27 protein-coding genes are annotated in these 25,875 nt (G+C 72.9%); 8 read left to right on the top strand and 19 right to left on the bottom strand.

What is annotated here, in order from left to right:
* Positions 1-19: 19 nt before the first annotated feature.
* Positions 20-886 (top strand): alpha/beta fold hydrolase, encoded by an 867-nt coding sequence (locus CK505_RS03125; protein WP_095650201.1) that lies wholly within the window; start codon positions 20-22, stop codon positions 884-886.
* Between the two features lie 68 nt (positions 887-954).
* On the opposite strand, the gene CK505_RS03120 is transcribed toward CK505_RS03125, so the two are convergent.
* A complete protein-coding gene (locus tag CK505_RS03120) occupies positions 955-1,467 on the bottom strand; it encodes a hypothetical protein (protein ID WP_035923536.1) in 513 nt (170 codons plus the stop codon).
* A 376-nt stretch (positions 1,468-1,843) separates the two neighbouring features.
* On the opposite strand from CK505_RS03120, the gene CK505_RS03115 reads away from it, so the two are divergent.
* Positions 1,844-2,431 (top strand): formate/nitrite transporter family protein, encoded by a 588-nt coding sequence (locus CK505_RS03115; protein ID WP_255250879.1) that lies wholly within the window; start codon positions 1,844-1,846, stop codon positions 2,429-2,431.
* A gap of 272 nt (positions 2,432-2,703) precedes the next feature.
* Here the strand turns inward: CK505_RS03115 and CK505_RS03110 are convergent, their stop codons facing one another.
* The 8 genes from CK505_RS03110 to CK505_RS03075 all read right to left on the bottom strand — a co-directional run bounded on the left by CK505_RS03110 (position 2,704) and on the right by CK505_RS03075 (position 13,010).
* Positions 2,704-3,750: an aldose epimerase family protein gene (locus CK505_RS03110; protein ID WP_095650200.1), complete on the bottom strand. Its 1,047-nt coding sequence runs from the start codon at positions 3,748-3,750 to the stop codon at positions 2,704-2,706.
* Positions 3,747-4,910, bottom strand: coding sequence for a multiple monosaccharide ABC transporter permease (gene mmsB, locus CK505_RS03105; RefSeq protein ID WP_095650319.1), 1,164 nt, complete (start codon positions 4,908-4,910; stop codon positions 3,747-3,749). Before mmsB ends, CK505_RS03110 begins: the two co-directional genes overlap by 4 nt.
* 93 nt (positions 4,911-5,003) lie before the next feature.
* Positions 5,004-6,533, bottom strand: coding sequence for a multiple monosaccharide ABC transporter ATP-binding protein (mmsA, locus tag CK505_RS03100; protein ID WP_017833604.1), 1,530 nt, complete (start codon positions 6,531-6,533; stop codon positions 5,004-5,006).
* Between the two features lie 82 nt (positions 6,534-6,615).
* Positions 6,616-7,734, bottom strand: coding sequence for a multiple monosaccharide ABC transporter substrate-binding protein (chvE, locus tag CK505_RS03095; RefSeq protein WP_095650199.1), 1,119 nt, complete (start codon positions 7,732-7,734; stop codon positions 6,616-6,618).
* 137 nt (positions 7,735-7,871) lie between these two features.
* Positions 7,872-9,386, bottom strand: coding sequence for an L-arabinose isomerase (araA, locus tag CK505_RS03090; RefSeq protein ID WP_095650198.1), 1,515 nt, complete (start codon positions 9,384-9,386; stop codon positions 7,872-7,874).
* Entirely contained in the window at positions 9,361-10,113 is a 753-nt protein-coding gene (locus CK505_RS03085; protein ID WP_095650197.1) for an L-ribulose-5-phosphate 4-epimerase, read from the bottom strand. Before CK505_RS03085 ends, araA begins: the two co-directional genes overlap by 26 nt.
* The gene (gene araB / locus CK505_RS03080) at positions 10,110-11,798 is read right to left on the bottom strand and encodes a ribulokinase (RefSeq protein ID WP_095650196.1); all 1,689 of its coding nucleotides are present in this window, start codon (positions 11,796-11,798) and stop codon (positions 10,110-10,112) included. The genes CK505_RS03085 and araB overlap by 4 nt, the downstream gene beginning before the upstream one ends.
* A 171-nt stretch (positions 11,799-11,969) precedes the next feature.
* Positions 11,970-13,010, bottom strand: a complete 1,041-nt coding sequence (locus CK505_RS03075; protein ID WP_095650195.1) for a LacI family DNA-binding transcriptional regulator — start codon at positions 13,008-13,010, stop codon at positions 11,970-11,972.
* Between the two features lie 190 nt (positions 13,011-13,200).
* Here CK505_RS03075 and CK505_RS03070 point away from each other — a divergent pair, with 190 nt between their 5' ends.
* On the top strand, positions 13,201-14,184 hold the full coding sequence (locus CK505_RS03070; RefSeq protein ID WP_095650194.1) for an aldo/keto reductase: 984 nt from the start codon (positions 13,201-13,203) through the stop codon (positions 14,182-14,184).
* A 144-nt stretch (positions 14,185-14,328) separates the two neighbouring features.
* On the opposite strand, the gene CK505_RS03065 is transcribed toward CK505_RS03070, so the two are convergent.
* A complete protein-coding gene (locus tag CK505_RS03065) occupies positions 14,329-15,105 on the bottom strand; it encodes an SDR family NAD(P)-dependent oxidoreductase (RefSeq protein ID WP_095650193.1) in 777 nt (258 codons plus the stop codon).
* Position 15,106: 1 nt separating this feature from the next.
* On the bottom strand, positions 15,107-15,868 hold the full coding sequence (locus CK505_RS03060; protein WP_095650192.1) for a FadR/GntR family transcriptional regulator: 762 nt from the start codon (positions 15,866-15,868) through the stop codon (positions 15,107-15,109).
* A 188-nt stretch (positions 15,869-16,056) separates the two neighbouring features.
* On the opposite strand from CK505_RS03060, the gene CK505_RS03055 reads away from it, so the two are divergent.
* Together CK505_RS03055 and CK505_RS03050 are read left to right on the top strand one after the other, a co-directional pair.
* Positions 16,057-17,562, top strand: coding sequence for a GntP family permease (locus CK505_RS03055; RefSeq protein WP_095650191.1), 1,506 nt, complete (start codon positions 16,057-16,059; stop codon positions 17,560-17,562).
* A 130-nt stretch (positions 17,563-17,692) separates the two neighbouring features.
* A complete protein-coding gene (locus CK505_RS03050; RefSeq protein WP_255250878.1) occupies positions 17,693-18,898 on the top strand; it encodes an MFS transporter in 1,206 nt (401 codons plus the stop codon).
* Positions 18,899-18,998: 100 nt separating this feature from the next.
* Here the strand turns inward: CK505_RS03050 and CK505_RS03045 are convergent, their stop codons facing one another.
* The 8 genes from CK505_RS03045 to CK505_RS03010 all read right to left on the bottom strand — a co-directional run bounded on the left by CK505_RS03045 (position 18,999) and on the right by CK505_RS03010 (position 23,843).
* The gene (locus CK505_RS03045; RefSeq protein WP_095650190.1) at positions 18,999-19,568 is read right to left on the bottom strand and encodes a hypothetical protein; all 570 of its coding nucleotides are present in this window, start codon (positions 19,566-19,568) and stop codon (positions 18,999-19,001) included.
* A 203-nt stretch (positions 19,569-19,771) separates the two neighbouring features.
* Positions 19,772-20,458, bottom strand: a complete 687-nt coding sequence (locus CK505_RS03040; protein ID WP_095650189.1) for a class F sortase — start codon at positions 20,456-20,458, stop codon at positions 19,772-19,774.
* A gap of 28 nt (positions 20,459-20,486) precedes the next feature.
* The gene (locus CK505_RS03035; protein WP_141246770.1) at positions 20,487-21,011 is read right to left on the bottom strand and encodes an excalibur calcium-binding domain-containing protein; all 525 of its coding nucleotides are present in this window, start codon (positions 21,009-21,011) and stop codon (positions 20,487-20,489) included.
* A gap of 232 nt (positions 21,012-21,243) precedes the next feature.
* Entirely contained in the window at positions 21,244-21,882 is a 639-nt protein-coding gene (locus tag CK505_RS03030) for a hypothetical protein (protein WP_095650187.1), read from the bottom strand.
* A 3-nt stretch (positions 21,883-21,885) separates the two neighbouring features.
* Entirely contained in the window at positions 21,886-22,452 is a 567-nt protein-coding gene (locus CK505_RS03025; RefSeq protein WP_017834463.1) for a DUF6286 domain-containing protein, read from the bottom strand.
* Complete coding sequence (locus CK505_RS03020) at positions 22,449-22,892, bottom strand: Asp23/Gls24 family envelope stress response protein (RefSeq protein WP_217987518.1); 444 nt, start codon at positions 22,890-22,892, stop codon at positions 22,449-22,451. The genes CK505_RS03025 and CK505_RS03020 overlap by 4 nt, the downstream gene beginning before the upstream one ends.
* Positions 22,893-22,895: 3 nt before the next feature.
* Positions 22,896-23,072 (bottom strand): hypothetical protein, encoded by a 177-nt coding sequence (locus CK505_RS18380; protein WP_017834465.1) that lies wholly within the window; start codon positions 23,070-23,072, stop codon positions 22,896-22,898.
* Positions 23,073-23,285: 213 nt separating this feature from the next.
* Positions 23,286-23,843: an Asp23/Gls24 family envelope stress response protein gene (locus CK505_RS03010; protein ID WP_095650186.1), complete on the bottom strand. Its 558-nt coding sequence runs from the start codon at positions 23,841-23,843 to the stop codon at positions 23,286-23,288.
* Positions 23,844-24,238: 395 nt separating this feature from the next.
* Between CK505_RS03010 and CK505_RS03005 the strand changes: the two genes are divergently transcribed.
* Genes CK505_RS03005 through CK505_RS02995 form a run of 3 tightly spaced genes read left to right on the top strand, consistent with a single transcriptional unit; the run spans position 24,239 to position 25,801 of the window.
* The gene (locus tag CK505_RS03005; RefSeq protein ID WP_017834467.1) at positions 24,239-24,847 is read left to right on the top strand and encodes an RNA polymerase sigma factor; all 609 of its coding nucleotides are present in this window, start codon (positions 24,239-24,241) and stop codon (positions 24,845-24,847) included.
* Positions 24,838-25,440 (top strand): hypothetical protein, encoded by a 603-nt coding sequence (locus CK505_RS03000; protein ID WP_017834468.1) that lies wholly within the window; start codon positions 24,838-24,840, stop codon positions 25,438-25,440. Before CK505_RS03005 ends, CK505_RS03000 begins: the two co-directional genes overlap by 10 nt.
* Positions 25,433-25,801, top strand: a complete 369-nt coding sequence (locus CK505_RS02995) for an Asp23/Gls24 family envelope stress response protein (RefSeq protein WP_095650184.1) — start codon at positions 25,433-25,435, stop codon at positions 25,799-25,801. The genes CK505_RS03000 and CK505_RS02995 overlap by 8 nt, the downstream gene beginning before the upstream one ends.
* Positions 25,802-25,875 lie beyond the last annotated feature (74 nt).

Below are 25,875 nucleotides of genomic sequence, written 5' to 3'. Positions count from 1 at the left end.
CCGACCTGCAGGAGGAACCGTGTTCCCCGACTTCACCGCCCACGACGTCCCCGTGGCCGACGGCACGATCCACGCCCGCACGCGCGGCGACGGCCCGCCCGTGCTCCTGCTGCACGGCTTCCCGCAGACCCACGCCATGTGGCACCACCTCGCCCCCGTGCTGGCCGAGGAGTTCACCGTGGTCGCCGCCGACCTGCGCGGCTACGGCGGCTCGCGCACGAGCAGCGAGGACCACACCTTCCGGGCGATGGCCGCCGACCAGGTGCAGCTCATGCGGGCGCTGGGCCACGAGCGGTTCTCCGTCGTCGGGCACGACCGCGGCGCCCGGACCGCCCACCGGATGGCGCTCGACGCCCCCGGCGCGGTGGCGTCCGTGGCCCTGCTGGACATCCTGCCCACCCTGGAGGTGTGGCGGTCGATGGACGCGTGGATGGCCCTGCAGTACTACCACTGGGCCTTCCTCGCCCAGGGCGAGGGCCTGCCGCAGACCCTGATCGGCCACGACCCCGTGTACTTCGTGCGCCGGACGCTCCAGGGGCTCAGCGGCACGCAGGTCCCGTTCGACCCGGCGGCGCTCGCCGCCTACGAGGACGCGGCGCGGGATCCCGCCGTGGTCGACGCCTGGTGCCGCGACTACCGCGCGGCCGCCGGCCCGGACCGGGAGATCGACGAGGCGGACGAGCACGAGCAGCGGGACCTGCCCGCCCTCGTCCTGTGGGGTGCGCGGGGGCGGGTCGGGGCGCGGGAGGACCCGCTCGCGCTGTGGCGGCGGCAGTTCCCGCGGGCCACGGGCCGGGCCCTGGACGCGGGCCACTTCCTCGCCGAGGAGCGGCCGGAGGAGGTGGCGGCGGACGTCCTGGCGCACCTGCGTGCTGCGCGGACGTAGTCGCGGCCGTGACGCGGTGATCGGGAGGCGCGGCCACGGCCGCGCCTCCCGGTCACCGCGCCGGGGACCTACTTCTGCATCCACTGGTCGCTCGCGTAGTCCGTCCTCCCGTCGGCTTGGGTGAAGTCGGTGTACACCCATACCCTCAGGTACTCGCGCCCGGAGAACGTGTAGGGCCTGAGCCACACGTGCTTGGTCGCCCAGCTGTGGTGGTAGGTGGCCTTCCGCCAGCCGTCCTTCTCCACGTAGATCGTCCGCGTCCCCCAGTCGCAGTCGGTCGGGTGGCACTTGCCGTACACCCTGACGGAGCCGCCGGGAGTGACGCAGCTGCCGCCGACGGGGCACAGCACCTGGTCCGCGCAGCCCCAGTTCACGTCCACCCGGGTGACGGACCTGGTGTTCGGGTCGGTGTTGCGCCAGGTGCCCGAGATGGTGTCAGGGCCGACGCACAGGGCCTGGGCCGGTGCCGCACTCACCGTGGTGCCGACGAAAACGATGGCCAGGGCGGCCATGATTGCAGCGATCAGGGAGACGGCGGTGACGTGCCGAGCGTTCCGGAATCGCATCGTGCTGTGGGACATGACGGTTCCCTCCTTCTGAGGATGTGGCCTCTGCCGCTTCGCCCCGAGGCGGTCCGACCGTCCCGTCGAGCACCCGGCATGCATCCAGCGTGGCAGTCGGTCCCGTCCACCGAGTCCACCCCGGGATGGACTTCCGGCCTCCTCCCCCGGGAGTACACCGGCCCGGGACACCGGCGTCCACGGTGCCGGGCCGGCCCCGGCATGCTCGAGACCGCTGACCCGCCGCCCCATGCACAGCACCCGGGCGTTGTCGGAGAGCACCGAGGGTGCTGGTCCCGCCGAACAGGAGGTACGGGCCCGTGCCCAGGATGGTCCCACCGGGCGGCTCCTGGACGCCGCCGGGGTCCACGGCCACCTCTGGAGACGGGCGCCGAGCATGACCTCCGACCCGCAGCAGCCGTTCCCGGGCGAGCAGTTCATCAGCACCGTCCTCGCGGCGCTGGAGACCAAGACGACCATGTCCGGCGAGCTGGCGCAGCGCTACCTGCAGCGCGCCGGGATGGCCGGAATGATCATCGGTGTCCTGTTCGCCGCGAACTTCGCCGCGTTCGACGCCGTGCCCGCCGGGGACGCGACGCTGCGCCCCCTGGGGCGCCTGCTGGGCGCCGTGACCTTCGGCTGGGCGCTGGTCTTCATCTACTACTCGAAGTCCGAGCTCCTGACGTCCAACATGATGATCGTCTCCATCGGCGCCTACTACCGCCGCACCTCGTGGTTCAAGGCGGTGCGGCTGCTCGGGCTGTGCTATTTGGGCAACTTCCTGGGCAGGCTGCTCGTGGCCGTGGTGCTGCGCTTCAGCACCATCACGGACGGGCCCGCGCACGCGGAGATGGAGGCCGCCGTGGCGCACAAGCTCGAGTTCGTCACCAGCGGCGCCACCGGGTGGACGGACTCGACGTGGGGGCCGCGGGCGCCAACGTGGGGATCGCCCTCCTGGGCAACTTCCTGGGCGGCGGGGTCCTGATCGGCTTCTACTACGCGTACGTCAACGACGACGCCGGGTACCGCCCCCGCACCCGCTGACGCGGGATCCCCGGCGCGCTCGCTCTCGGCCGAAAACTCTTCAGCTCACTTACCTTTTGCGGGGAGACCCCGTAGCGTGGGCCGGGCACGTCATTCGAGCAGCACCCCATCGAGAAGAAGGAGCACCAGCATGCGAAGGATCCTGTTCATGGTCGGCACCGCGGTCTTCGGCCGCATCATGGCGAAGCGGCGCGAGAACAAGGCCGGCGGCCGCTAGTACCGGAAGCGCCACTCGGTGCGGGAGCGGTAGGTCTGCCCCGGGCGCAGCACCGGATCGGAGAGCTCCGGCCGGTTCGGCGAGTCCGGGTGGTACTGGGGCTCCAGGGCGATCCCCGCTCCCCGCGGATAGGCGCGCCCGCCGGTGCCGGTGATGGTGCCGTCCAGGGCGTTGCCCGTGTACACCTGCAGGGCCGGCTGGTCGGTCCACAGCTCCACGGACCGCCCGCTCGCCGGGTGCTCCAGCCGGGCGGCGGCGCGCATCCCGGTGCCGCGCAGGTGGAAGGAGTGGTCGATCCCGCCCACGGCCGCGATCTGCGGGTGCTCCGCCCGCACCCGGTCCCCGAGCCGGGCGGGGGCGGTGAGGTCCAGCGGCGTCCCGCGCACGGCGGCCAGGCCGTCCAGCGGCACCCCGTCCCGGCCGACCGGCAGGTACCGGTCGGCCTCGACGGTGAGCGTGTGGTCGTCGACCGTCCCCGACCCCTCCCCGGCGAGGTTGAGGTAGACGTGGCTCGCGGGCCCGACCACGGTCGGGGCGTCGGTGCGGGCCTCCAGGTCCAGAGCGAGGACGTCGTCCGTGACGGCGTACCGGGCCCGGAGGACCACCTCGCCGGGAAAGCCCTGGTCCCCGTCCGGGCTGACCAGCTCCAGCACCAGGACGTCGCGGCTCGCGGAGACCGTCCGCCAGGTGCGGCGGTGGAAGCCGTCGGGGCCGCCGTGCAGGGTGTTGCCGCCCTCGTTGGCCGCCAGTTCCACGGTGGTCCCGTCGAGGTCGAAGCGGGCCCCGGCGATCCGGTTGGCGCAGCGGCCGACCACCGCCCCCAGGAAGGCCTCCGGGGGCGCCGCGCAGCCGGCGGCGTCCGGGTGCCCCAGCACCACGTTGGTGCCGGGGCCCCCGGCCGGGCCGGGCAGGTGCAGGGCCTGGACCGCGGCGCCGAGGTCGAGCACGCGCAGGCTCAGCCCGCCCGGGGTAGCGAGGGTGTGCGCGGTGACCTCCCGACCGTCGGGCAGCGTCCCGAAGGACTGCGGGCCGGGCGCGGTCATTTGAGCGCGTTCGAGGCGCGGCGCTTGTTGAACACGTCGAACCCGACCGCCAGCAGGAGCACCAGGCCCTTGATGAACTGCTGGTAGTCGATGCCCACGCCCATGAGGGACATGCCGTTGTTGAGCACGCCCATGATCAGACCACCGGTGATGGCGCCGATGATGGTGCCCACGCCACCGGTCACGGCGGCGCCGCCGATGAAGGCCGCGGCGATCGCGTCCAGCTCGAACAGGTTTCCGGCGCCCGGCCCGGCGGAGTTGAGCCGGCCGGTGAACACCAGCCCGGCCAGCGCGGCCAGCACGCCCATGTTGACGAAGAGCAGGAAGTCGACGCGCTTGGTGTTCACACCGGACAGCTGCGCCGCCTGGAGGTTGCCGCCGCGGGCGTACACGTGGCGGCCGAACACCGTCCGGTTCATGACGGCGCTGTAGGCGACCACCAGCACGCCGAGGACCACGAGCACGATCGGCGTCCCGCCGCGCGAGCTGGCCAGCAGGAAGGTGAGCGCGAGGATGACGACGACGCCGAAGACCAGCCGCGTGAGGAACCAGGCGCGCGGCTCGTCCTCGAGGTGGAGCTTCGCCCGGTTGGCCCGGCCCCGGAGCTGGCTCAGCACGAGCATGGCCGTGGCGATCAGGCCGATGCCCACCGTGGTCCAGTCCAGGATGTTGGTCGCCGGCGGGAACAGCCCCGGGAAGAGGGAGCCGCCGCCGAGCTGGCGGTACTCCGGCGGGAAGCCGGTGATCCGCTGGTTCTCGAGCACGATCTGCGTCAGCCCGCGGAAGACCAGCATGCCGGCGAGGGTCACGATGAAGGCGGGGATCCCGATGTAGGCCACCCAGAAGCCCTGCCAGGCGCCCACGAGGGCACCGACCGCGAGGGCGGCGAGGAGGGCCACCCACCACGGCAGGCTCCAGTCCCGGATCATGATCCCGGACATGGCGCCCACGAACGCGGCCACCGAGCCGACCGAGAGGTCGATGTGCCCGGCCACGATGATCATGACCATGCCGATCGCCAGCAGCAGGATGTAGCTGTTCTGGACGATGATGTTGTAGACGTTGTCCGGTTGCAGCAGCGCGCCGCCGGTCAGGGCCTGGAACAGCGTCACGATCACCAGCAGGGCCAGGAAGATGCCGATCTGGCGGAGCCGGCTCATGAGGAACCGGCCGGCGCCGGCCACGGTGGAGGCCTTCTGCGGGCCCCGGCTGTCGAGAGCCCGGTCCTCGTCGACGAGGGTGGAAGCCATGGGTCAGTCCTTTTCCTTGGTCATGTGCTGCATGAGTCGTTCGGGGGTGGCCTCGGCGATGGGCACCTCGGCGGTGATCCGGCCCTCGGCGAGCGTGTAGATCCGGTCGCAGATCCCCAGCAGCTCCGGCAGCTCGGAGGAGATGACCAGCACCGCCTTCCCCTGCGCGGCCAGCCTGTTGATGATCGTGTAGATCTCGTACTTCGCCCCCACGTCGATGCCGCGGGTGGGCTCGTCGAGGATGAGCACGTCGGGGTCGGCGAACATCCACTTGGACAGGACGACCTTCTGCTGGTTGCCGCCGGAGAGCTTGCCGGTGATCGAGGACACCGAGGGCGCCTTGATGTTCATGCTGGTGCGGTAGTCCTGCGCCACGAGCGTCTCGCGCCCGCCGTCGACCCAGCCCGCGGACGTGAGCTTGCCCAGCGCCGCCGAGGAGATGTTCCGCTTGATGTCGTCGATCAGGTTGAGCCCGTAGCGCTTGCGGTCCTCCGTGGCGTAGGCGATGCCGTGCCGGATCGCCTCGCTGACCGTCCGCGCCGTGATCTCCTCGCCGTTCTTGTACATCCGCCCGGTGATGTTGGATCCGTAGCTGCGCCCGAAGATGCTCATGGCCAGCTCCGTGCGCCCGGCGCCCATCAGCCCGGCGATGCCCACGATCTCGCCCGCCCGCACGGACAGGTGCGCGTTGTCCACCACCACCCGCGAGTGCTCCCGGGGGTGGTGCACGGTCCAGTCCTCGACGCGGAGCACCTCCGCGCCGATGTCGGGGACCCGCTCGGGGTAGCGGTTCGTCAGCTCACGGCCCACCATGCCCTTGATGATCCGGTCCTCGGTGACCGACCCGTCGTGCAGGCTGAGGGTCTCGATGGTCTGCCCGTCGCGCAGGATCGTCACGGAGTCGGCGATCGCCCGGATCTCGTTGAGCTTGTGGCTGATGATGATGCAGGTGATCCCGTCCTCGCGCAGCCCGCGGACCAGGCCCAGCAGGTGCGCGGAGTCCTCGTCGTTGAGGGCGGCCGTGGGCTCGTCGAGGATGAGCAGCTTCACGTCCTTGGAGAGCGCCTTCGCGATCTCCACGAGCTGCTGCTTGCCCACCCCGATGTCCCCGGCCGGGACGCTGGGGTTCACGTCGAGGCCCACGCGCCGGAGCAGGTCGGCGGCCCTGGCGTTGGTCTCGTTCCAGTTGATGAACCCGCGGGTGGCGCGCTCGTTGCCGAGGAAGATGTTCTCGGCGACGGACAGGAACGGGGACAGGGCCAGCTCCTGGTGGATGATGACCACCCCGCTGCGCTCGCTGTCCTTGATGTCCCGGAAGGAGACGGTCTCGCCCTCCAGGACGATGTCCCCCTCGTAGGTGCCGTGCGGGTACACGCCGGACAGGACCTTCATGAGGGTGGACTTGCCGGCGCCGTTCTCCCCGCAGATCGCGTGGACCTCGCCGCGGGCGACGGCCAGGGTGACGTCCTGCAGCGCCTTGACGCCGGGGAAGGACTTGCTGATCCGGCGCATCTCCAGAACGTGCTCGCTCATGCGGGCCTCCTCGTCTCGAGCTGGTGGGTGGGTGGACGGGACGGACCGGCCGGGCGGCGGAGTGCCGCCCGGCCGGTCGCGATCACTCGAGCTCGGACGCCTCGTAGTAGCCGCTGTCCACGAGGACCTCCTGGTAGTTGTCCTTCGTGACGATCTGCGACTCGAGCAGGTAGGCGGGGACCACCTTCACGCCGTTGTCGTAGGTCTCCTCGTCGTTGACCTCGGGCTCCTCGCCCTTCATCAGGGAGTCCACCATGAGCACCGCGCGCTCGCCGAGCTCGCGGACGTCCTTGAAGATCGTGGAGTACTGCTCGTCGTTGACGATCGACTTCACGGACCCGACCTCGGCGTCCTGGCCCGTCACCACGGGCAGCTCGGCCTGGGAGTAGCCGCCGGAGCGCAGCGCGGAGATGATGCCGATCGAGAGGCCGTCGTACGGGGAGAGCACGCCGTCGAGCTGGTCGCCGCCGCCCACCGTGATGAGGTCCTCCATCCGGTCCTGGGCGGTGTCCGGCAGCCAGCGCAGGATGGCGGCCTGCTCGAACTCCGTCTGGCCGCTGGGGACGTTGAGCGTGCCGTCGTCCAGGTAGGGCTTGAGGGTGTCCATCGCGCCGTCCCAGAAGAAGGTCGCGTTGTTGTCGTCGGGGCTGCCGGCGAAGAGCTCCACGTTGAAGGGGCCCTTCTCGCCGGTGGGCTCGCCGTTCTCGTCGAGGACCCCGAGGCCCGTGAGCAGCGACGTGCCCTGCTGCACGCCCACCTCGTAGTTGTCGAAGGTCGTGTAGTAGTCCACAGTGTCCGACTCGTTGATGAGGCGGTCGTAGGCGATCACGGGGATCTCCTGGGTCTCGGCCGTGTCGAGCACGCTGGTCAGCGTGGTGCCGTCGATCGAGGCGATCACCAGGGCCTTGGCCCCGCCGTTGATCATGTTCTCGATCTGGGAGATCTGGGTGGGGATGTCGTCGTTGGCGTACTGGAGGTCCACCTCGTAGCCGAGCTCCTCGAGCTGCGCCTTGACGTTCTCGCCGTCGGCGATCCACCGCTCGGACTGCTGCGTGGGCATCGCCACGCCGATCTTGGCGCCCTCGTTGGAGCCCTCCTCCGCGCCGCCGCCGCGGTTGCCGCCGCAGGCCGTGAGGCCCAGGGCGAGGGTCAGGGCGGTCACCCCGGTGAGGGTCTTCTTCAGGTCGATCTTCGGGGTCATGGTCGTGCCTTTCGTCGGTCCGGGCCGCACTGCCCGGTGGTGGGAGTGTTCGAGCGAGGTCGGTGCTGGTGAGATCTCGTGGTGGTCGTCAGGGGTCCTGGTCATCATGGTCGTTCCGGCCGTCCCGGTCGTCCCGCTCAGAGCTTCTGGGCGAGCCGGTAGTAGGCCGCGTTCCACCGCACCTCGCGCTGGAACTCCCGCAGGGTGGTGGTGTCGTCGATGACGAGCAGCTCGGTCCGGGTCATGTCGGCGAAGTCCCGGATCACGTCGGCGCCCACCGCGGTGCTGAGGACCGTGTGGTGGGCGGCGCCGGCGGTGAGCCAGGCCGCGGCCGAGGTCGCGAGGTCGGGGTGCGGCCGCCAGACGGCCCGGGCCACCGGCAGGTTCGGGAGCGGGGCGTCCGGGGGCACGACGTCCACGGTGTTGGCGGTGAGCCGGAACCGGTCCCGCATGTCGGACATCGCCACGACCACGCCGGGGCCGGCGTCGGTGTCGAAGACCAGGCGCACGGGGTCCTCGCGTCCGCCGATGCCCAGCGGGTGCACCTCGAGGGAGGGGCGCGCCGTGGTGAGGCTCGGGCACACCTCCAGCATGTGGGCGCCGAGGATCTTCTCCTCCCCCGGCACCAGGTGGTACGTGTAGTCCTCCATGAGAGACGCGCCCCCGGGCAGCCCGGCGCCCATGACCTTGGCCGCCCGCACCAGCAGGGCCGTCTTCCAGTCGCCCTCCGCCCCGAACCCGTAGCCGCGGGCCATGAGCCGCTGCACGGCGAGTCCCGGCAGCTGGCGCAGCCCGCCGAGGTCCTCGAAGTTCGTGGTGAAGGCCCCGAAGCCGCCCTCCTCCAGGAACTGGAGCATCCCGAGCTCCTGCCGGGCCCCATAGCGCAGGGACTCGTGGCGCTCCCCGCCGCGGCGCAGCTCGGGGGCCACGTCGTAGAGCTCCTCGTACTCGGCGACGAGCTCGTCCACGCGGTCCTCGGACTGGGCGTCCACCACGGCCACGAGGTCGTTGACGCCCCAGGTGTTCACGGAGACCCCGAACTGCAGCTCGGCCTCCGTCTTGTCACCCTCGGTCACGGCGACGTTGCGCATGTTGTCGCCGAACCGGGCCACCCTGAGCCCCTGGACCGCCGCGCGGCCGGCGCACGCGCGCTGCCAGGAGGCGATCTGCGCGGTGACGCCGGGGGTCGAGACGTGGCCCACCACGGTCTTGCGCGGGACGTCGAGCCGGGTCTGGATGTAGCCGAACTCCCGGTCGCCGTGCGCGGCCTGGTTGAGGTTCATGAAGTCGAAGTCGATCTCGCCCCACGGCAGCTCGACGTTGATCTGGGTGTGCAGGTGGAGCAGCGGCTTGCGCAGGGCGTCGAGGCCGGTGATCCACATCTTGGCGGGGCTGAAGGTGTGCATCCAGGCGATCGCCCCGATCACGCCGTCCGCGGCGTTGAGCTCGAGGGCCGTGCGGCGGATCGAGTCCGCGTCCTTGAGCGTGGGCTTCCAGACCACCTCGACGGGCAGCCCGGCCTCGCCCAGCACGCGGACGATCTCGCGGGACTGCTCGGCCACCTGGCGCAGGGTGTCCTCGCCGTAGAGGTCCTGGCTGCCGGTGAGGAACCAGACCTCGTAGTGGTCAAGGGCGGTGGGCAGAGGATTCACGGGTGAGCGCTCCTGGGGTGGTGGGGACGGCCGCGGGCTGCTGGCCGTAGACGTTCTGGTAGCGGTCGAACAGGGAGTCGACGTGCGCGGGGTCGATGGGCAGCGGCTCGCCCAGCTGGCGGGAGAGGTGCACGGTGCGGGCCACGTCCTCGAGCATGGCCGCGGCCTTGACGGCGTCCCGGGCATCCTTGCCGATGGTGAACGGCCCGTGGCTGAGCATGAGGACCGCGCGGGAGCGGTGGCCGGAGAGGGTCTCCACGATGCCGCGGCCGATCGAGTCGTCGCCGATGATCGCGAAGGGCCCCACGGGGATCTCCCCGCCGAACTCGTCCGCCATGGCCGTCAGGACGCAGGGGATGGCCTCGCCGCGGGCCGCCCAGGCCGTGGCGTAGGGCGAGTGGGTGTGGACCACTCCCCCGACCTCCGGCATGTGCCGGTAGACGTAGGCGTGGGCGGCGGTGTCGCTGGACGGCGAGCGCTCCGCGCCGGGGGTGCCGGGGACCGGCCGGCCGTCCAGGTCGCACAGGATCTGGTTCTCCGGGCCGAGGTCGTCGTAGCTCACCCCGCTGGGCTTGATCACGAAGAGGTCCGTGCCGGGGACCCGCCCGGACACGTTGCCCGCCGTCCAGACCACCAGCCCGTAGCGGACCAGTTCGGCGTGCAGGTCCGCGACCTCGCGCCGCACGCGGGCGATCCGCTCCTCGAGCTCGGGCGTCAGGGCGTTCACGCGGAGACCTCCTGGGTGGAACGGGCGTTGCGCCGGAGCGCCTTGAGCCGGCGCATGACGTCGCTGCCGCCGCGGCCGAAGTGGTCGTGCAGCGCGGTGTAGTCCTCGTAGAGGACGGAGTAGGCCTCGGTGTGCGCGGGGTTCGGGGTGTAGGCGTTGCGCTCGAGCCGGCCCATCGCCGCGGCGGCCGCCCGGACGTCCGGGTAGGCGCCGGCGGCCACGGCCGCGTGGATGGCGGAGCCCAGGGCCGGGCCCTGGTCGCTGCCGATCACCGAGATCGGCATGCCGAGCACGTCGGCGTAGATCTGCATGAGGAACGCGTTCTTGATCAGCCCGCCGGCCGCCACGAACTCGGTGACGGGGATCCCGGAGGCGGCGAAGGCCTCGACGATCGTGCGGGTCCCGAAGGCGGTGGCCTCCAGCAGGGCGCGGTAGACCTCGTGCGGGCGGGTGGCCAGGGTGAGGCCGACGAGCAGCCCGGAGAGCTCGTGGTCCACGAGCACGGACCGGTTGCCGGACTGCCAGTCCAGGGCCAGGAGCCCGTGCGCGCCCACCGGTTCGCGGCTCGCCTGCTCGGTGAGCAGCTCGTGCACGCTCAGCCCGCGCTCGGCGGCCTCCTCCTGGAGCCGCCCCGGCACGAAGTGGGCCGTGAACCAGCCGAAGATGTCGCCCACCCCGGACTGCCCGGCCTCGTAGCCGTAGAGCCCGTCGATGATCCCGCCGTCCACCACGCCGCACATCCCGGGGACCTCGCGCAGGGTGTCGGAGCTCATCACGTGGCAGGTGGAGGTGCCCATGATCGCCACCATCTGACCCGGCGCGGTGGCCCGGGCGGCGGGGGCGCTCACGTGCGCGTCGACGTTGCCCACCGCCACGGCGATGCCGGCGGGCAGGCCCGTCCACTCCGCGGCCTGGGCGCTGAGCGTGCCCGCGGCGGTGCCGAGGGCCCCGATCGGGTGGTCGACCTTGTCCTGCGCGAAGTCGGCGAACCCGGGGTTGAGGGCGCCGAGGAACTCGCGGTCGGGGTACTCGCCGTCCTGCAGGATGCCCTTGTACCCGGCGGAGCACGCGTTGCGCACGTAGCTGCCCGTCAGCTGCCAGACGATCCAGTCGGCGGCCTCCACCCAGTGGTCCATCAGGTGGTACAGCTCGGGGTCCTCCTCGAGCAGCTGCAGGCCCTTGGCGAACTCCCACTCGCTCGAGATGAGACCGCCGTAGCGGGCCAGCCAGCGCTCTCCGCGCCGGGCCGCGAGATCGTTGATGCGGTCCGCCTGGCCCTGCGCGGCGTGGTGGCGCCACAGCTTCACGTAGGCGTGCGGGCGGCCCGCCAGGCCGGGCAGCTCGTTGAGGGGTGTGCCGTCAGCCCGGACGGGGACCATGGTGCAGGCGGTGAAGTCGGTGCCCACGCCCACCACGGCGCTCGGGTCCACGCCGGCGGCGCGGACGGCGGCGGGCACCGCCTGCCGCAGGACGTCCACGTAGTCGGCGGGAACCTGGAGCGCCCACTCGGGCGGCAGGGCCTCCCCCGTGGCGGCGAGCACGGTGTCCATCACGCCGTGCTCGTACTCGTGCACCGCGGATCCAATCTCGGCGCCGTCGTGCACCCGCACGACGACGGCCCGCCCCGACAGGGTGCCGTAGTCGACGCCGATGACGTACGTGGGATCTGGGCTGGGCTGGCTCACGGAGGACCTCGTTGTCGTTCGAGCCGCACGTTCCGGAAGGGGCGGCCGCCGGCCGGCCCGCCTCGAAATGTGAACGGTCACATCTGATGTTCGGGCCAACCTATCGCAGCGTGGAAGCACGTGTCCCACATCACTTGATAACAGTTTGGTAACGGCGTGGCCGAGTGTCCGTCAGCCCTGGTCGGACGCGGGCGCGGCCGTGGACTCGCGGACCACGAGCACGGGCTCCACGTCCCCCGGCCGGACCGGCTGCTCCCTCCGCAGCTCCGCGAGCAGCACGGCCATGCAGCGCCGGCCCAGCTCGGGGAAGTCCTGGCGCACCGTGGTCAGCGGCGGCAGGAAGTGCGCGGCCTCGGGGACGTCATCGAAGCCCACCACGCTGACGTCCCCGGGCACGTCCAGCCCGGCCTCGGCGAACGCGTGGACGAGGCCGAGCGCGATGTGGTCGTTGCCGCAGAAGACCGCGCTGAGCCCCCGGTCCCCGCGCAGTCCGAGCCCCGCGCGGTAGCCGGAGTCCGCGGTCCACGCCCCGGCGGGGACCACCACGGGCTCGAACCCCCAGGCGGTCATCTCCTCGCGGTAGCCCTGGCGGCGGGCGTCCGTCTCGACCCACCCCTCAGGGCCGGGGACGTGGACCACGCGGTGGTGCCCCAGCTCCAGCAGGTGACGGGTGGCCAGCCGGGCCCCGGCCAGCTGGTCGACCGACATCCGGTGGTCCTCGCTGTGCAGGGAGTGCACGGTGACGAACGGGATCCGGATGGACAGCTGCTCGATCACCTCCAGCGTGCGCGACTGCGGCGCGAGGATCACCAGCCCCTCCACCGCGTGGCCGACCATCCGGTCCAGGGCGGACTCGATGGAGGCGCGGTCCGCGTGGTCGATGTGGGCGGTGTCCACGACGTAGCCGGCCTCGTCGGCCGCCGTCTCGACCGCCCGGAGACTCGCCGACGGGCCGTACTCGGCGCCCGAGGAGACGAGGGCGCCGATGGTCCTCGACTCGCTCGTGACCAGGGCGCGGGCGGCCCGGTTGGGCCGGAACCGCAGCTCCTCCATGGCCTGCAGCACCCGCTGCCGGGTCGAGTCGCGCAGCGCGGGGTGCCCGTTGATCACCCGGGAGACCGTCTGGTGGGAGACCCCGGCCGCGCGGGCCACGTCCCGGATGTTGGGGGCGCGCGGAGGCCGTGCGGAGTTCGCACCACCCTCAACGGTCATGGCCAGAACGGTACTGCACAGCACCGGACGGACCCAGTGGAGGGGTCCCCGGGAGGGACCTCCACCCCTCCGGTGCTTGCGCGGCGGACACGTCGCACCGCATGGTGGTCCCCGGCGCCCCCGGAACCCGGGCCGCCGTCCCCCGGGCCCCCGGGAGACCCTCCACCGATCGCGGAACGGGATTCTACGCATGGAGCAACGCACACTCGGCAGGACCGGACGGAAGGTCTCCACCGTGGGCCTGGGCACGTGGCAGCTGGGCGCGGACTGGGGGGACGTCGACCCCGCCGAGGCCACCGCCGTCCTGGAGGCCGCCGTGGAGTCGGGGGTCACGTTCTTCGACACCGCCGACGTCTACGGCGACGGCCGCAGCGAGCAGACCATCGGCGCGTTCCTGCGCGAGCGCCCCGACCTGGACATCACCGTGGCCACGAAGATGGGCCGCCGCGCGGACCAGGTCCCGGAGAACTACACCCTCGCGAACTTCCGGCAGTGGGTGGACCGCTCGCGCCGGAACCTGGGCACCGACACCCTCGACCTGGTCCAGCTGCACTGCCCGCCCACGCCGGTCTACAGCGACCAGGAGGTCTACGACGCCCTGGACACCCTGGTCCAGGAGGGCGCGATCCGCCACTACGGCGTCAGCGTGGAGCGCACCGACGAGGCGCTCGCGGCCATCGCCCGCGGGAGCACCGCCACCGTCCAGATCATCCTCAACGCCTTCCGGCTCAAGCCGCTGGACGCCGTGCTGCCGGCGGCGAAGGAGGCCGGGGTGGGGATCATCGCCCGGGTGCCGCTGGCCTCGGGGCTGCTGTCCGGGAAGTACACGGCGGACACCCGGTTCGCGGCCGACGACCACCGCAACTACAACCGCGGCGGCGAGGCCTTCGACGTCGGCGAGACGTTCTCCGGAGTGGACTTCCAGCGCGGCCTCGAGGCCGTCCGCGAGTTCGCCGGGCTGCTCCCGGACGGGGTGACCACGGCGCAGGCCGCGATCGCGTGGATCATCGCCCAGGACGGCGTCAGCACCGTGATCCCGGGGGCGCGCAGCGTGGAGCAGGTCCGCGGCAACGCCTCGGCGGCGGACACCGGGGACCTGGGCCGGGAGATCGACGCCGGGGTCCGCAGGATCTACGACGCGTACTTCCGGGCGGACATCCACCCCCGCTGGTGAGCCCCTCCGGCACCTCCCCGGAAGAGCCCGGGGAGGCGCCGGGGAGGTGCCGGACGACGCCGGGGCAGTGCCGAGCCGGCGCCGTCCCGGCGTCGTTCCGGGCGACGACCGGGGCAGCCGCCGCGACCGGGAAATGCGGTGCGGCTAGGAGATCTGCAGCCCCCCGTTGATGTCGTATGTCGCCGCGGTGATGAATCCGGCGTCCTGTCCCACGAGGAACGCGAGCAGGGCCGCCATGTCCCGCACGGTGCCCACACGCCCCACCAGGATGTCCTTGGACATGTCCGCCTTGCGCTCGTCGCTCAGCGTGCCGCCCATGATGTCGGTGTCCACGGGACCGGGGGCGATGCAGTTCACGGTGATCCCGTGCTCGCCCATCTCGCGCGCCACGGCCCGGGTGAAGCCGATGATCGCGGCCTTGGACGCGCTGTAGGCCACCTTGGAGTAGGTCCCGCCGCCGCGCTGGGCGGAGATCGAGGAGACGCTGACCACGCGGCCGAGCTTGCGCTCGATCATCCCGGCCAGCACGCGCTGGGTCATCATGAACGTGCCGGTCATGTTGATGGCGAAGACCCGGTCCCACGCCTCCCGGGTCTCCTGCATGAACTCCGTGGGCGAGCTGATGCCCGCGAGGTTGACGAGGGCCACGATCGGCGGGAGCTCCGCCTCGACCCGTGCGACGGACTCGTCCACGGAGGCCTGGTCGGACACGTCCGTGCGCAGCCCGAGGGCCTGCACACCGTGCCGTCCGGCGATGTCCTGGGCGGCCTCCGCGGCGGCCTCGCCGTCGATGTCGAGGACGGCGACGTTCCAGCCCTGGCTCGCGAGCAGGTCGGCGGTGGCGCGGCCGATGCCGCGCGGGGAGGCGGCGCCGGTGAGCACGGCGGTGCGCTCGGCGGGAAAGGGAATGGTCTCGGTCATGTCAGTCGTCTCCTGTGCTGTGGGGAAAGGGTCCGGGTGCCGGGTCGGGACCGCCGGGTGCGGTCCCGCCGCCGATGTAGTGCTCGTAGTCGGCGTAGGTCTGGTCGATGTGGGCCTCCATGGCCTTGCGCGCCGTCTCGGGGTCGCGGGTGCCGATGGCCTCCAGGACGAGCCGGTGGTGCTCGATGGCGTGCCGCTGCACCTCGGGGAAGGCGGAGGTCGCCCGCCGCTCGGCGTAGAGCAGCTGGGAGAGCTGGGCCAGCAGGACGGGCACGAACGGATTGCCCGAGGCCCGGAGCACCACGTCGTGGAAGGCCATGTCGGCGCGGGTGACCTCGTCCAGGTCCTGCGCCTCGTGCGCGCGCTGGAGGTCCCGGACCGCGGTCTCCATCGCGGCGAGGTCCTCCGGGGTGACGTGCACGGCGGCCAGCTCCGCGGAGCCCGTCTCCACCATGCGCCGCACCTCCAGCAGCCGCAGCGCCACCTGGTGGGAGGTCGCCCCCCGGGAGGCGGCCTTCAGGATCGCCTCGAGGCCGGTCCACGCGTCGGGGGGGTTGACGTAGGTCCCGAGGCCGCGCCGCACGTAGACGATGTTCTGCGCCTGGAGCGCCTTGAGGGCCTCGCGCACGGTGAGCCGGCTGACGTCGGACTCCCGGGCGATCTCCGCCTCGGGGGGCAGAGCCTCGTGCGCGCCCACCTCGCCCTCGAGGATGCGCTCGAGCAGGTCCTCGGCGACGGCCTCGACCAGCGACTTCCTAGCCATCGGCTCGCCGCCGCGCCGCGGCCCTCACAGGGGGAGCGGTGCGCACGTCGGGATCGGGGTTCACGGCGCGTACCTGCCTCTTGTCAGACGTCATATGTGTGACTAGCCTCACATGGAGCGCCGCTCTCGTCAATTCCCGCGCCCGGGCAGCAGCCCGGCCGTCCCACGTCCCCGAGGAGCCGATCGCCGTGGATCTGCAACTACTCCTGGCACTCGTGCTGGGCATCGCCACCATCATCGTCCTGGTGCTGCGCACGCGCCTGGACGCGTTCGTGGCGCTGCTCATCGCCGCCCTCGTCACCGGTCTGGTCGCGGGCCAGCCGGTGCTCGACATCGTCTCGGCCATCACCACCGGATTCGGCAACACCCTGGCCTCGATCGGCATCGTGATCGGCCTCGGCGTGGGCATCGGCAAGATCCTCGAGGTGTCGGGGGCCGCCAACGCGCTCGCCCTCGCCTTCCTCCGCGCCTTCGGCCACGGCCGCGAGCCATGGGCGATGGGCAGCGTGGGCGCCCTGGTCTCGATCCCCGTGTTCTGCGACTCCGGCTACGTGATCATGAACCCGCTCGCCCGGTCCATCGCCCGGGTGAAGCGCGCCGGCTACGTGACGCTCGCCCTGGCGCTGGGCTGCGGCATGACGCTCACCCACCACCTCGTGCCGCCCACCCCGGGCCCCCTGGCCGTGGCCGGCATCCTCGGCGCGGACATCGGGGCGATCATCCTCGTCGGCCTGGCCTTCACCGTGCTCCTGCTGCCCGTCGTGGTCCTCTACGCGCGCTGGATCGGTCCCCAGCTCGAGCCCAAGATCGAGGAGCACGTGCGCGAGGCCGTCTACGGCACCGTCGCCACGGCCGGCGTCGGGGGCGGCGGCTCCCGCACCTCGGGCACGGACCTGGTGGAGGGCCCGCGGGACGATCTCGACGACGAGGCCGCCCAGGCGCCCGCCGCGGAGCCGTCCCACGATCTCGGCGAGCCGCCGGCCGGCGCCGAGCCGCACCGGATCGGCGCGTTCGTCGGGTCCCTGCCGCTGGTCATCCCGCTGCTGCTGATCATCCTCAACACGGTCACCGGCGCGATCGACCAGAACGCCCAGGGCGTCGTCGGCGGAGACGAGTACGAGCCCTCCGCCTGGGCGGTCCCGTTCGCCTTCATCGGCAACCCGGTGGTCGCGCTGATCATCGGCATGGTGCTGGCCCTCTACGTGCTCCTGCCCCGGTGGACGCCCCGGAACAAGGCCCACGGCTGGTTCGCCGAGGCCGCGGCCTCGGCCGGTCTGATCCTGCTCATCACGGGCGCCGGCGGCGCGCTGGGCCAGGTGCTCCGCAGCTCCGGCGTGGGCGACGCCCTGGCCGAGGCCATCGCCTCCACCCCGCTGCCCGCGTTCCTCGTGCCGTTCCTCATCGCCACCCTCGTGCGCATCGCCCAGGGCTCCGGCACGGTGGCCATGATCACCGCGGCCTCCGTCTCGGCGCCGCTGGTGACCACCCTGGGCATCGACCCCGTCGTCGCCGCCGTGGCCTGCACGGCGGGCTCCATGGTGTTCAGCTATTTCAACGACTCCTACTTCTGGGTGGTCACCCGCTTCACCGGGCTGGAGGGCACGGACGCGCTGAAGGGCTGGTCCGGGATCACCACCGCCGTCTGGGCCGGGTCCATCCCGTTGCTGTTCGTCCTCAACCTCATCCTGGGCTGAACCCGGCCGGACCATGGCCCGACCCGGCGGGACAGCCGGGCTCCGACCGGGACGGGGCGGCGTGCCGGGGCACGCCGCCCCGTCTACGCTGTCCGGAGATCCTCCCTCCCGCGTCCTGAAAGGGTGTGCCGTGCTCACCAACGCGTCATCGGCCACGGGCCGGCGGGCCCGCCTCGGCTTCGGCTTCCTCGGCGTGGTGCTGATCGCGGTCAACCTGCGGGTCGGCTTCGTGACCGTGGGGCCGCTGCTCGAGGAGATCAGCCGCGACCTCGGCATCTCGGCGGGCCAGGCCGGGCTGCTGACCGGGCTGCCGCTGGCCATGTTCGCCCTGTTCTCCCCCGTGGCCCCGGCGGTGGCCGCCCGGACGGGCCTGGACCGGGCCCTGTGGCTGTCGCTGCTGCTGCTCGCGGCCGGGATCGCCGGCCGTTCCGCCCCGGTGGAGGGCGCCGTGTGGGTGGGCACGGCGGTGATCGGCATCGGCATCGCGTTCCTCAACGTGCTGCTGCCCTCGTTGGTGAAGCAGGAGTTCCCGCTGCGCGTGAGCCAGGTGACCGGCGTGTACACGTCGATCCAGGGCGCGGTGGCCGCGGCCGGCTCGGCGCTGGTGGTCCCGATCGCCCACTCCGGGCCGGCGGGCTGGCGCCTGGCCCTGGCGGTGTGGGCGGTGCCGGCCGTCGTGGCGCTGGTGGTGCTCTCGCCCGGGCTGCGGACCGGGAGCTCCGGGCCGGCGGTCCCCGCGGCGGAACCGGGCCCCTACCGGTCCCCGTGGCGGTCGGCGCTGGGCTGGCAGGTCACCCTGTTCATGGGCCTGCAGTCGGTGGCGTTCTACGTGCTCATGGCGTGGCTGCCGAGCATCGAGCGCAGCCACGGCGTCTCGGCGACCGCCGCGGGCACGCACATGGCGCTGTTCCTGCTGATCGGGATGGGCGCCAGCCTGGGCACCGGGGCGCTCATGCACCGGCTGGGCGACCAGCGGCCCGTGGCCTTCGCGGGCAGCGCCCTGGCCCTGGCCACCTTCGCGGGGCTGGCCGCCGCGCCTGAGCTGACGCTGCTGTGGATCGTGCTCGGGTCGATCGGCTGCGGCAGCCTCATCGTCGTCGCGCTGTCCCTGTTCAGCCTCCGGTCCACCGACCACCGCCAGGCGGCGGCCCTGTCCGGGATGGCCCAGTCCGTGGGCTACGCGCTGGCCGCGATCGCCCCCGCCGTCTTCGGCGCCCTCTACGACGCCGGAGGCCGGTGGGAGCCGCCGCTGCTGCTCATGGCGGGTCTCATGGCGGTGCTGTGCGTCGTGGCCCTCTTCGCCGGGCGCGACCGCGTCATCGGGCCGGGCCGCTGAGCGGTCCGCGCCGCCCGTCACGGCGGAACGCCGCCCGGCCGCGGCGGCCGGGCGGCGTTCCGGTGGGGACTGCCGGGCGCCCGAGGGGCGCCGGAGCGGATCAGACCATGCGGCGCGGGGCGAACCACTCCTTGACCGGGGCCTTGAACGCGGTGACCAGCCACAGGACGTTCACCACGACCAGCACCAGCCCGAGGACCAGCAGGACGATCCCCAGCCCGCCGTAGGCCATCGCGCCGAGGAGGCCGATCAGCGTCCCGACCACGCTGAGGATGGACAGGACGATGCCCAGGACGCGGGCCCAGTTCTTGCCCTTCTTCAGGAACACGTAGACGAGGGCGTACAGGCCCAGGGCGATCACCAGCATCACGATGCCGGTGATCTGCCCGATGCCCGAGGCCTGGTCGGCCGCCGCGATCTGGTCGGCGGACAAGCCCATCTCCCGGTACATCTCGGTGGTGTCCGCGGTGGTCGCGGCGATGATCCCCACGATGTCGTTGAGCAGGTAGACGGCCGCGGAGACGAGGGTCAGGGTCAGGAGCCGCTTGACCTCGGGGGGCGCGGCGCCGGGGTGCCCGCCCTGGTGGGCTCCGTACTGGTCGCCGCCGGCCTGGTACTGCGGCGGGCCGCCGCGGGCGCCCTCGGGCTGCTGGGGATAGGGGTTGCTCATGAGGATCTCCTTCGGTGGAACGGCAACGGCACAGGATGCGCCCTCCCATCCTCCCCCGCGGTGTGCGATCGCACCTCCGTCTTCAGGACGAGGCGTGTCCCCCGCCCCGGGCCCTGCGCCCTGGGGCCCGCGAGATCGCAGGTGTCGGCGACAGCGGCGCCCCCGGTCGCCGGCAGCTGCCATCTCGCGGGAGAAGGGAGGGGTCAGGTGGCGAGGGTCGCGTAGACCACGTAGTTGTCGTCGAACAGGCCGGTGGCGGGGTCGTAGCCGTCGCACGTGATCAGGCGCAGCTCCGCCCCGGCCGTGTTGCCGTAGACGGCCCGTGTGGGAAAGGCGTTCTTGGCGTGCTGCTCCCCGCGGTCGACGACGAACACCGCCGTGCTGCCGTCCGCCCGCGTGATCTCCACGGTGTCGCCGGGGGCCAGCCCGCGCAGCCCCGCGAAGACACCGGGCCCGCCGTCGGTCGCGTTGACGTGGCCGAGCAGGACGGCCGGCCCCCGCTCCCCCGGCGTGGGCGAGGACGTGTACCAGGAGGCCGGGGCCCCGGGACCGGTCGGCGGCACCTCCAGCGAGCCGTCCGGGCGCAGGCCCAGGTGCAGCAGCTCGGACGAGGCCCCCACCGCGGGGATCCGCACCGCCACGGGCGCGGACCCCGGCAGCACCGGCGGCAGCGCCTCGGGCGCCGGTGCGGCGGACGGTGCGGCAGCCGGTGTGGTGGGCGCTGCCGTCGCACCCGGCGCCGGCGTCCGCGCCGGCGCGGCGGACACCGCTGACGACGACGGGGCAGCGGGCTGCGCGGGGGACCCGCCCGCGCAGCCGCTGAGCAGCAGGAGGACGACCGCCGCAGGGACCAGGCGGCCCCTGCGGCGGCCGGCGGTCGGATCCGGCACGGGGACCGGTCCCTCCGCCCGGACCGGCCTAGGCCCGGCCGGCACCGCGCCGGCGCACCGCCACCGCGGCGGCCGCCGCGACCAGAGCCAGACCGCCGGCGAGGACCGGGGCGCCGGGACCGGCGTCCACGGCGGCACCGGTGTCGGCGCCACCCACGGGCACCTCGTCCACCTGGGTGTACGGGTCCTCGGCAGGCACTTCCCCGGGCACCTCGCCGGGCACCTCGCCGGGCTGGGCGTCCGGCCCGGGGCCGGCGCCGGGGACCCAGTCGATGACGGTGTGGCTCCAGCCCCCCGATGCGTTCTCCACGGGGATGCGGGTGGGGTCGTAGGACCACTCGGCGCTCTCGCACACGACGCCGTCGCCGTCGTCGTCGACGAGGCTCGTGCTGTAGCTGACGGAGCCCACCGGGATGTTGTGGACGCCGTACCCGGCGGCCGTGGCGCAGTCGGTGAAGACCATCGCGTCACCGGGCGCGGCCGTCGCCGGTCCTGCCGTCAGGACCGCGAGCCCGATCGCCGCCGCCGCCGCGCCCGCTGCACTGTTCTTCATGGTGTTCCCTCGCTTCTGGGAGTGCTGATGTGCAAGCGCATCGTAGGAGGTTCACCACTGCAACGTCACGTGCCGTTTCGTGATGGAAGCCCGGGCGGGGCCCGAGGGGCCGGATCACCCGCACGTCCGGCGCGACCGGACGCATCGGAACGCATCGTGTGCGTTTCATGACGCGGTCAGCGGCGCCGCCCCCATCCCCCCGGTCCGGGACAGCGCCGCTGCGGCCGGCCGCCTAGTGCACCGCGGTCTTCTCCGCGCGGGGACGCGTGCCCTGCACGGCCACCTGGGTGTCGCGGGGGGCCGCGCGGGCCACGTCCAGGCGGACGGCCACGTGGGCGAGCTCCACCTCGAGGGCAATGGCCACGTCGAGCACCACCGTCCCGTAGACCTGGTCCAGCACCCGGTCGACGGACGCGCCCGGGGCCAGGGTCAGGTCGAGGAGCAGCTCGGGGTCGCGGGCGGAGCCGGCCAGCTCCACGGCGGCCCGCTTCACGTCGGGCAGCTCCTCGCACTGCGCCTGGACCGCGGCGGCGATGACGGACGGCGCGATGCTGACCACGCCGTGGTCGTCGTCGTCCTGGAGCCGGTAGTCCACGGGCCGGTCCCTGGTGGGGACCTGGTGGGCCAGCCACCACAGGGCGACCAGCCCGGCGAGGACGGTCAGCGCGATCCCCACGGGCAGGAGGACCTGGTCGACCGGGCCGAGGAGATCCCCCACGGCGGCACCCTCGGCGGGGGCCAGGGCGCCCACGCCCTGGAGGCGTGCGGCCGTTCCGGTGGCGAGGAGCACGAGCCACACCCCGGAGAGGGTCAGGACCAGCCCCAGGACGGTGAGCAGGGCGCGGTTGCGGGTTCCGGAGACGGTGCGCATCGGTCAGCTCCTCTTCTCGGTGACGGACACGGACACCTGCGGGGCGGTGGCCAGCGGCAGGCGGACGAAGGCGTCCTCGGCGACCGTGCGCACCCGGGACGCCAGGGTCCCGGTCTCGCGCAGCGGGGTGTCCACGTGCAGGCGGACGCGGCGCTCGCCCACCTCGGCCCGGACGCGGCCCACGCCGTCGACCCGGGCGGTGCGGGCCTCCAGCAGCCGGCCGAGACCGCGGTGGGTGAGCACGGTCTCCTCGGAGCCGCCGTAGAGCTGCCGGGGCACCTGCACCCGGGCGGCGCGGTACCGGCCGGGAACGAGCCCGCACAGCAGCAGGACGAGGCCCAGCACGGTGAGGACGATGCCGGCGGCGAGCACCCCCGGGTCGGTGACCGGGGTCTCGAGGACGGCCGGGGCGCCGGTGGCGACCGGCTCGGGCCAGGAGCCCTGGGTGAAGCGCAGGACCGCGGCCCAGGCGAGCAGGCCCGCGGCGGTCAGCCCGAGCAGGCCCACCAGCACGGAGGGGACGACCCGGGCCGGGCGTCGGCGCAGGGGCGGGAAGGACGGGGTGCTCACAGCAGTGCTCCTCTCGTACCGCCGGCTCCGGCCGGGTGCAGCCAGGAGATCTTCACGTCCACCTGCTCCACGTCCAGACCGGTCAGGTCGCGGACCCGGGCGGTGACGTGCGTGCGGATCCGGTCCGCGGTCCGCCGCAGCGGGGTGGGGTAGGCGACCCCGAGGTCGAGCTCGATCACGGCGGCGCGGCCGTAGATGCGGGCGTCGGCCGTGGGCCGCCGCTCGAAGTCGCGGCGCGCGCCGAGGCCGAGCACACCGCCGGAGGCGGCGCCGACGGCGTCCAGCTCCCAGGCGGCCTGCGCCGCGATCTTGGCGACCACGGACGAGGGCACGGTCAGGGTGCCGCGCTCGGCGAGGGCCGGGCCCTGCGCCGGGCCGCGATCGGCGGCGCCGGCCGCGGACCGTGCCGCCGGGGCGTCAGAACGGACGATGGTGGTCACCGGTCACCTCCGGCCGCGGCCGACGAGCTCGGACAGGTCGAGCTTGCCCTCGAGCACACGGCCGATCAGGAGCCCGGCGGCGCCGAAGAGCACCACGAGCAGGAACTGGGTGAAGGTGCCGAAGGCGACGACAAGTCCCAGCAGCAGGCCCACGAAGAGGGCGGTACGGGAGACAGACACGATGAGGTCCTTTCACGGGACAACGGGGAAGGGAGGTGCCGCGGGCGGGGAGCGGGGGGGTCCGGCGGCACGCGGTGCTCGTCCGGGGCAGCCCCGGTGTGGCCCCGTCCGCCGCCCGCCGAGGGGCGGCGGACGGCGGACGGGAGTCGGTGGGCCCGCGCGCCCGGTGCGGGACCGGACGGTCCGGGCACCGGTGGCGCGCGGGCGGGGACGCTACTCCAGCTCGCCGGCCGAGGAGCCGGCGGGGACGCCGCGACCGGCGCCGTCCTCCTCGGGGAGGTGGACGTCGGAGACGTTGACGTTGACCTCGACGACCTCGAGCCCGGTGGTCTGCTCGACCGCCTGGATCACGTTGCGGCGGATGCCGTTGCCGACCTCCACCACGGAGGCGCCGTAGTCGACGACCACGGTCACGTCGATGGCCGTCTGCCGCTCGCCCTTCTCCACGCTGATGCCGCCGGAGACGTTGGTCTGGGAGTTGGGGATGCGGTCGCTGATCGCGTTGAACGCCCGGCGGGCGGCGTTGCCCATGGCGTAGACGCCGGGGACCTCGCGGGCGGCCATGCCTGCGATCTTGGCCACGACGGTGTCCTCCAGCGTCGTGTTGCCGCGGTCCGACTGCAGCGGACCCACCGGACGGCGGGGCTCCAGCGTGGTCGGGGTCTCCCGGGCCTCGTCGCGGCGGCGCTCCTCGCCGGTGCGGGGGATGCTCGTCCCGGACTGGGTCGAGGTGTTCTCGCCGGGACGGGGAACGGAGGTGTTCTGGGCCATGGTGCTTCTCCTCGGTCGTGGAAGACGGGTGGACTGGTCGTGCTCGGGTCGGCCTGCCGACGTCCCCGGTGCGGGGGCGGTCATCGGTGCCGGTACAGGTAAGACCGGCCGTCCTCGCCGTTCGTCACGCCCGTTCGCCGTGATCTGCATCACACCCAGTGGTCGGATCGGCGGATGCCGGTCACGACCGCCCCTCATCCAATCCCATTGTCGCTAGATCGTCTAGCTAAATTCCGCCCGGACGTGCATGCTGGTCCGGGCACGCTCCCGCACTTCGGGACGGCGTGCCCGGGTGCGGTCCTCCGACGGCACCGCGCAGGGTGGCCGCACGACCGGGCGACCCCGCCCGAGGAGCGGCACGCGGGCGGCACCGACGACGAGAGGCAGACCTGCACGTGGACGACGTGGACCCGGGGCAACCGCACGGAGCGGTGGCGCTGGACGAGGACACCCTCGTCGCCCGGGCGCAGGACGGGGACGTCGACGCGTTCGAGCAGCTGGTCGTCAGCTACGAGGGCCGGCTCTACCGGTACGCCTACAACATGGTGGGCAACCGGCAGGACGCCGAGGACATCGTCCAGGACACCCTGATCCGGGCCTGGCGGGCCCTGCCCACGCTGACCACCAACGGGGCGTTCGGCGGATGGCTGTACCGGATCGCCTCGCGCCGCTGCCTGGACCTGCTGCAGCGCGCCGGCAGCCGCGAAACGGACCCGTGGGCGCCCCAGGAAATCCCCGAATCCACGGCCGTGCATGACACAGTGGGTCCACGGTCGCCCTCCGACCCGGCCGCCGTGACCGAGACCCAGCACCAGCTCGACGAGCTCACCCAGCTGGTGCACCAGCTGCCACCCCCGTTGCGCGCCTGCTGGTTGATGCGGGAGATCCAGGAGCGCCCCTACCGCGAGATCGCCCAGGCGCTGTCCGTCTCCGAGTCGACGGTCCGGGGGCGCCTGGCCCGAGCACGAGCAGAACTGGCGAAGGGGATGATGTCATGGCGATAGACGAGAACCCCCGCCTGGGGTGCGGGCGCAGCATCGACGAGGTGTGGCAGAGCATCGACCGCCCGCCGGACGCCCACGAGTTCACGTGCGACCAGTGCCGGGCCGCCCGCGCGAGCCTGCAGACCCTTCGCTCGGTCACGGCCCGCCACCGCTCCCTCGAGGAGACGGCGGGCACGGACCCGGACGAGAGCCTCAGGCCCCGCGCCCGGGTGCGGGAGAACGTCCTCGCCGTGGCGCGCGCGGAGGTCCGCCGCGGCCGGCGCATCCCTGCCACCGTCACCGAGATCGGCCCCGTGCTCGTCAGCGAGCAGGCGCTCGTGAGCCTGGTCCGGCTCGCGGCCGACTCCGTGCCGGGCGTCCGCGCCCGGCGCATCGACATCACCCCGCGGCGGCGGCTCGACGGCCAGCTGGGCTACGACCCCGAGGCCCCCGTCCTCGACGCCGTGACGTGCCGCATCGCCATCTCGCACACGGTCACGGTGCCGCGGGTGAGCGCCGACATCCGCGATCGCGTCATCGCGGTCCTGAGCCGTCACGTGTCCGTGGACCCAGGCGCCGTGAACATCGTTGTGGAGGACGTCTACGATGCCTGACATCGACAGCTCGCACACCCTGCCCACCGGGGCGGACCCGGACGCCGAGGCCGTCACCGCCGCCCTCACGCAGGCCGTGCTCGCCGTGCCGGGCGTGGTCCGGCTCGAGCCGTCGCTGCTCGGACGCGTGGGCCAGTGGGGCGGCGCCCTGCTGCAGCGCGACGCCCTGCTCGGCGGTCAGGGCCTGGAGCTGGACCTGGCCGGGACCACGGCGGCCGTGTCCGTGGACATCGCCACCGCTCCGAGCCACCGTCTGCGCTCCGTGGCCGAGGACGTGCAGCGCGCAGTGGCCGCGACCCTGTCCGCCCTGGGCCTCACCTGCACCTCGGTGACAGTCTCCGTGCTCACGATCGGCGACTGAGCCCCACCCGGCGCGCGGCGGCGGCGCCAGGCCGGCTTCCGGCCACCCGGGCCGGCGACGACGTCGTCGACCGC

Origin of the sequence: Kocuria sp. WN036 (assembly GCF_002287015.1) — a bacterium.
Lineage (GTDB): Bacteria > Actinomycetota > Actinomycetes > Actinomycetales > Micrococcaceae > Kocuria > Kocuria rosea.
Note: the sequence above shows the minus strand (reverse complement) of the source record. Positions and strands in the feature narration are given on the sequence as shown.

Coding starts and splice junctions, on each gene's coding strand:
- CK505_RS03110 (WP_095650200.1), bottom strand. CDS start 3,750: ATGACCGCGCCCGGCCCGCAGTCCTTCGGGACGCTGCCCGACGGTCGG.
- CK505_RS03035 (WP_141246770.1), bottom strand. CDS start 21,011: ATGAAGAACAGTGCAGCGGGCGCGGCGGCGGCGGCGATCGGGCTCGCG.
- CK505_RS03075 (WP_095650195.1), bottom strand. CDS start 13,010: ATGACCGTTGAGGGTGGTGCGAACTCCGCACGGCCTCCGCGCGCCCCC.
- mmsA (WP_017833604.1), bottom strand. CDS start 6,533: ATGAGCGAGCACGTTCTGGAGATGCGCCGGATCAGCAAGTCCTTCCCC.
- CK505_RS03030 (WP_095650187.1), bottom strand. CDS start 21,882: ATGCGCACCGTCTCCGGAACCCGCAACCGCGCCCTGCTCACCGTCCTG.
- CK505_RS03120 (WP_035923536.1), bottom strand. CDS start 1,467: ATGTCCCACAGCACGATGCGATTCCGGAACGCTCGGCACGTCACCGCC.
- CK505_RS02995 (WP_095650184.1), top strand. CDS start 25,433: ATGCCTGACATCGACAGCTCGCACACCCTGCCCACCGGGGCGGACCCG.
- CK505_RS03115 (WP_255250879.1), top strand. CDS start 1,844: ATGACCTCCGACCCGCAGCAGCCGTTCCCGGGCGAGCAGTTCATCAGC.
- CK505_RS03070 (WP_095650194.1), top strand. CDS start 13,201: ATGGAGCAACGCACACTCGGCAGGACCGGACGGAAGGTCTCCACCGTG.
- chvE (WP_095650199.1), bottom strand. CDS start 7,734: ATGACCCCGAAGATCGACCTGAAGAAGACCCTCACCGGGGTGACCGCC.
- mmsB (WP_095650319.1), bottom strand. CDS start 4,910: ATGAGCCGGCTCCGCCAGATCGGCATCTTCCTGGCCCTGCTGGTGATC.
- CK505_RS03045 (WP_095650190.1), bottom strand. CDS start 19,568: ATGAGCAACCCCTATCCCCAGCAGCCCGAGGGCGCCCGCGGCGGCCCG.
- CK505_RS03065 (WP_095650193.1), bottom strand. CDS start 15,105: ATGACCGAGACCATTCCCTTTCCCGCCGAGCGCACCGCCGTGCTCACC.
- CK505_RS03010 (WP_095650186.1), bottom strand. CDS start 23,843: ATGGCCCAGAACACCTCCGTTCCCCGTCCCGGCGAGAACACCTCGACC.
- CK505_RS03060 (WP_095650192.1), bottom strand. CDS start 15,868: ATGGCTAGGAAGTCGCTGGTCGAGGCCGTCGCCGAGGACCTGCTCGAG.
- CK505_RS03000 (WP_017834468.1), top strand. CDS start 24,838: ATGGCGATAGACGAGAACCCCCGCCTGGGGTGCGGGCGCAGCATCGAC.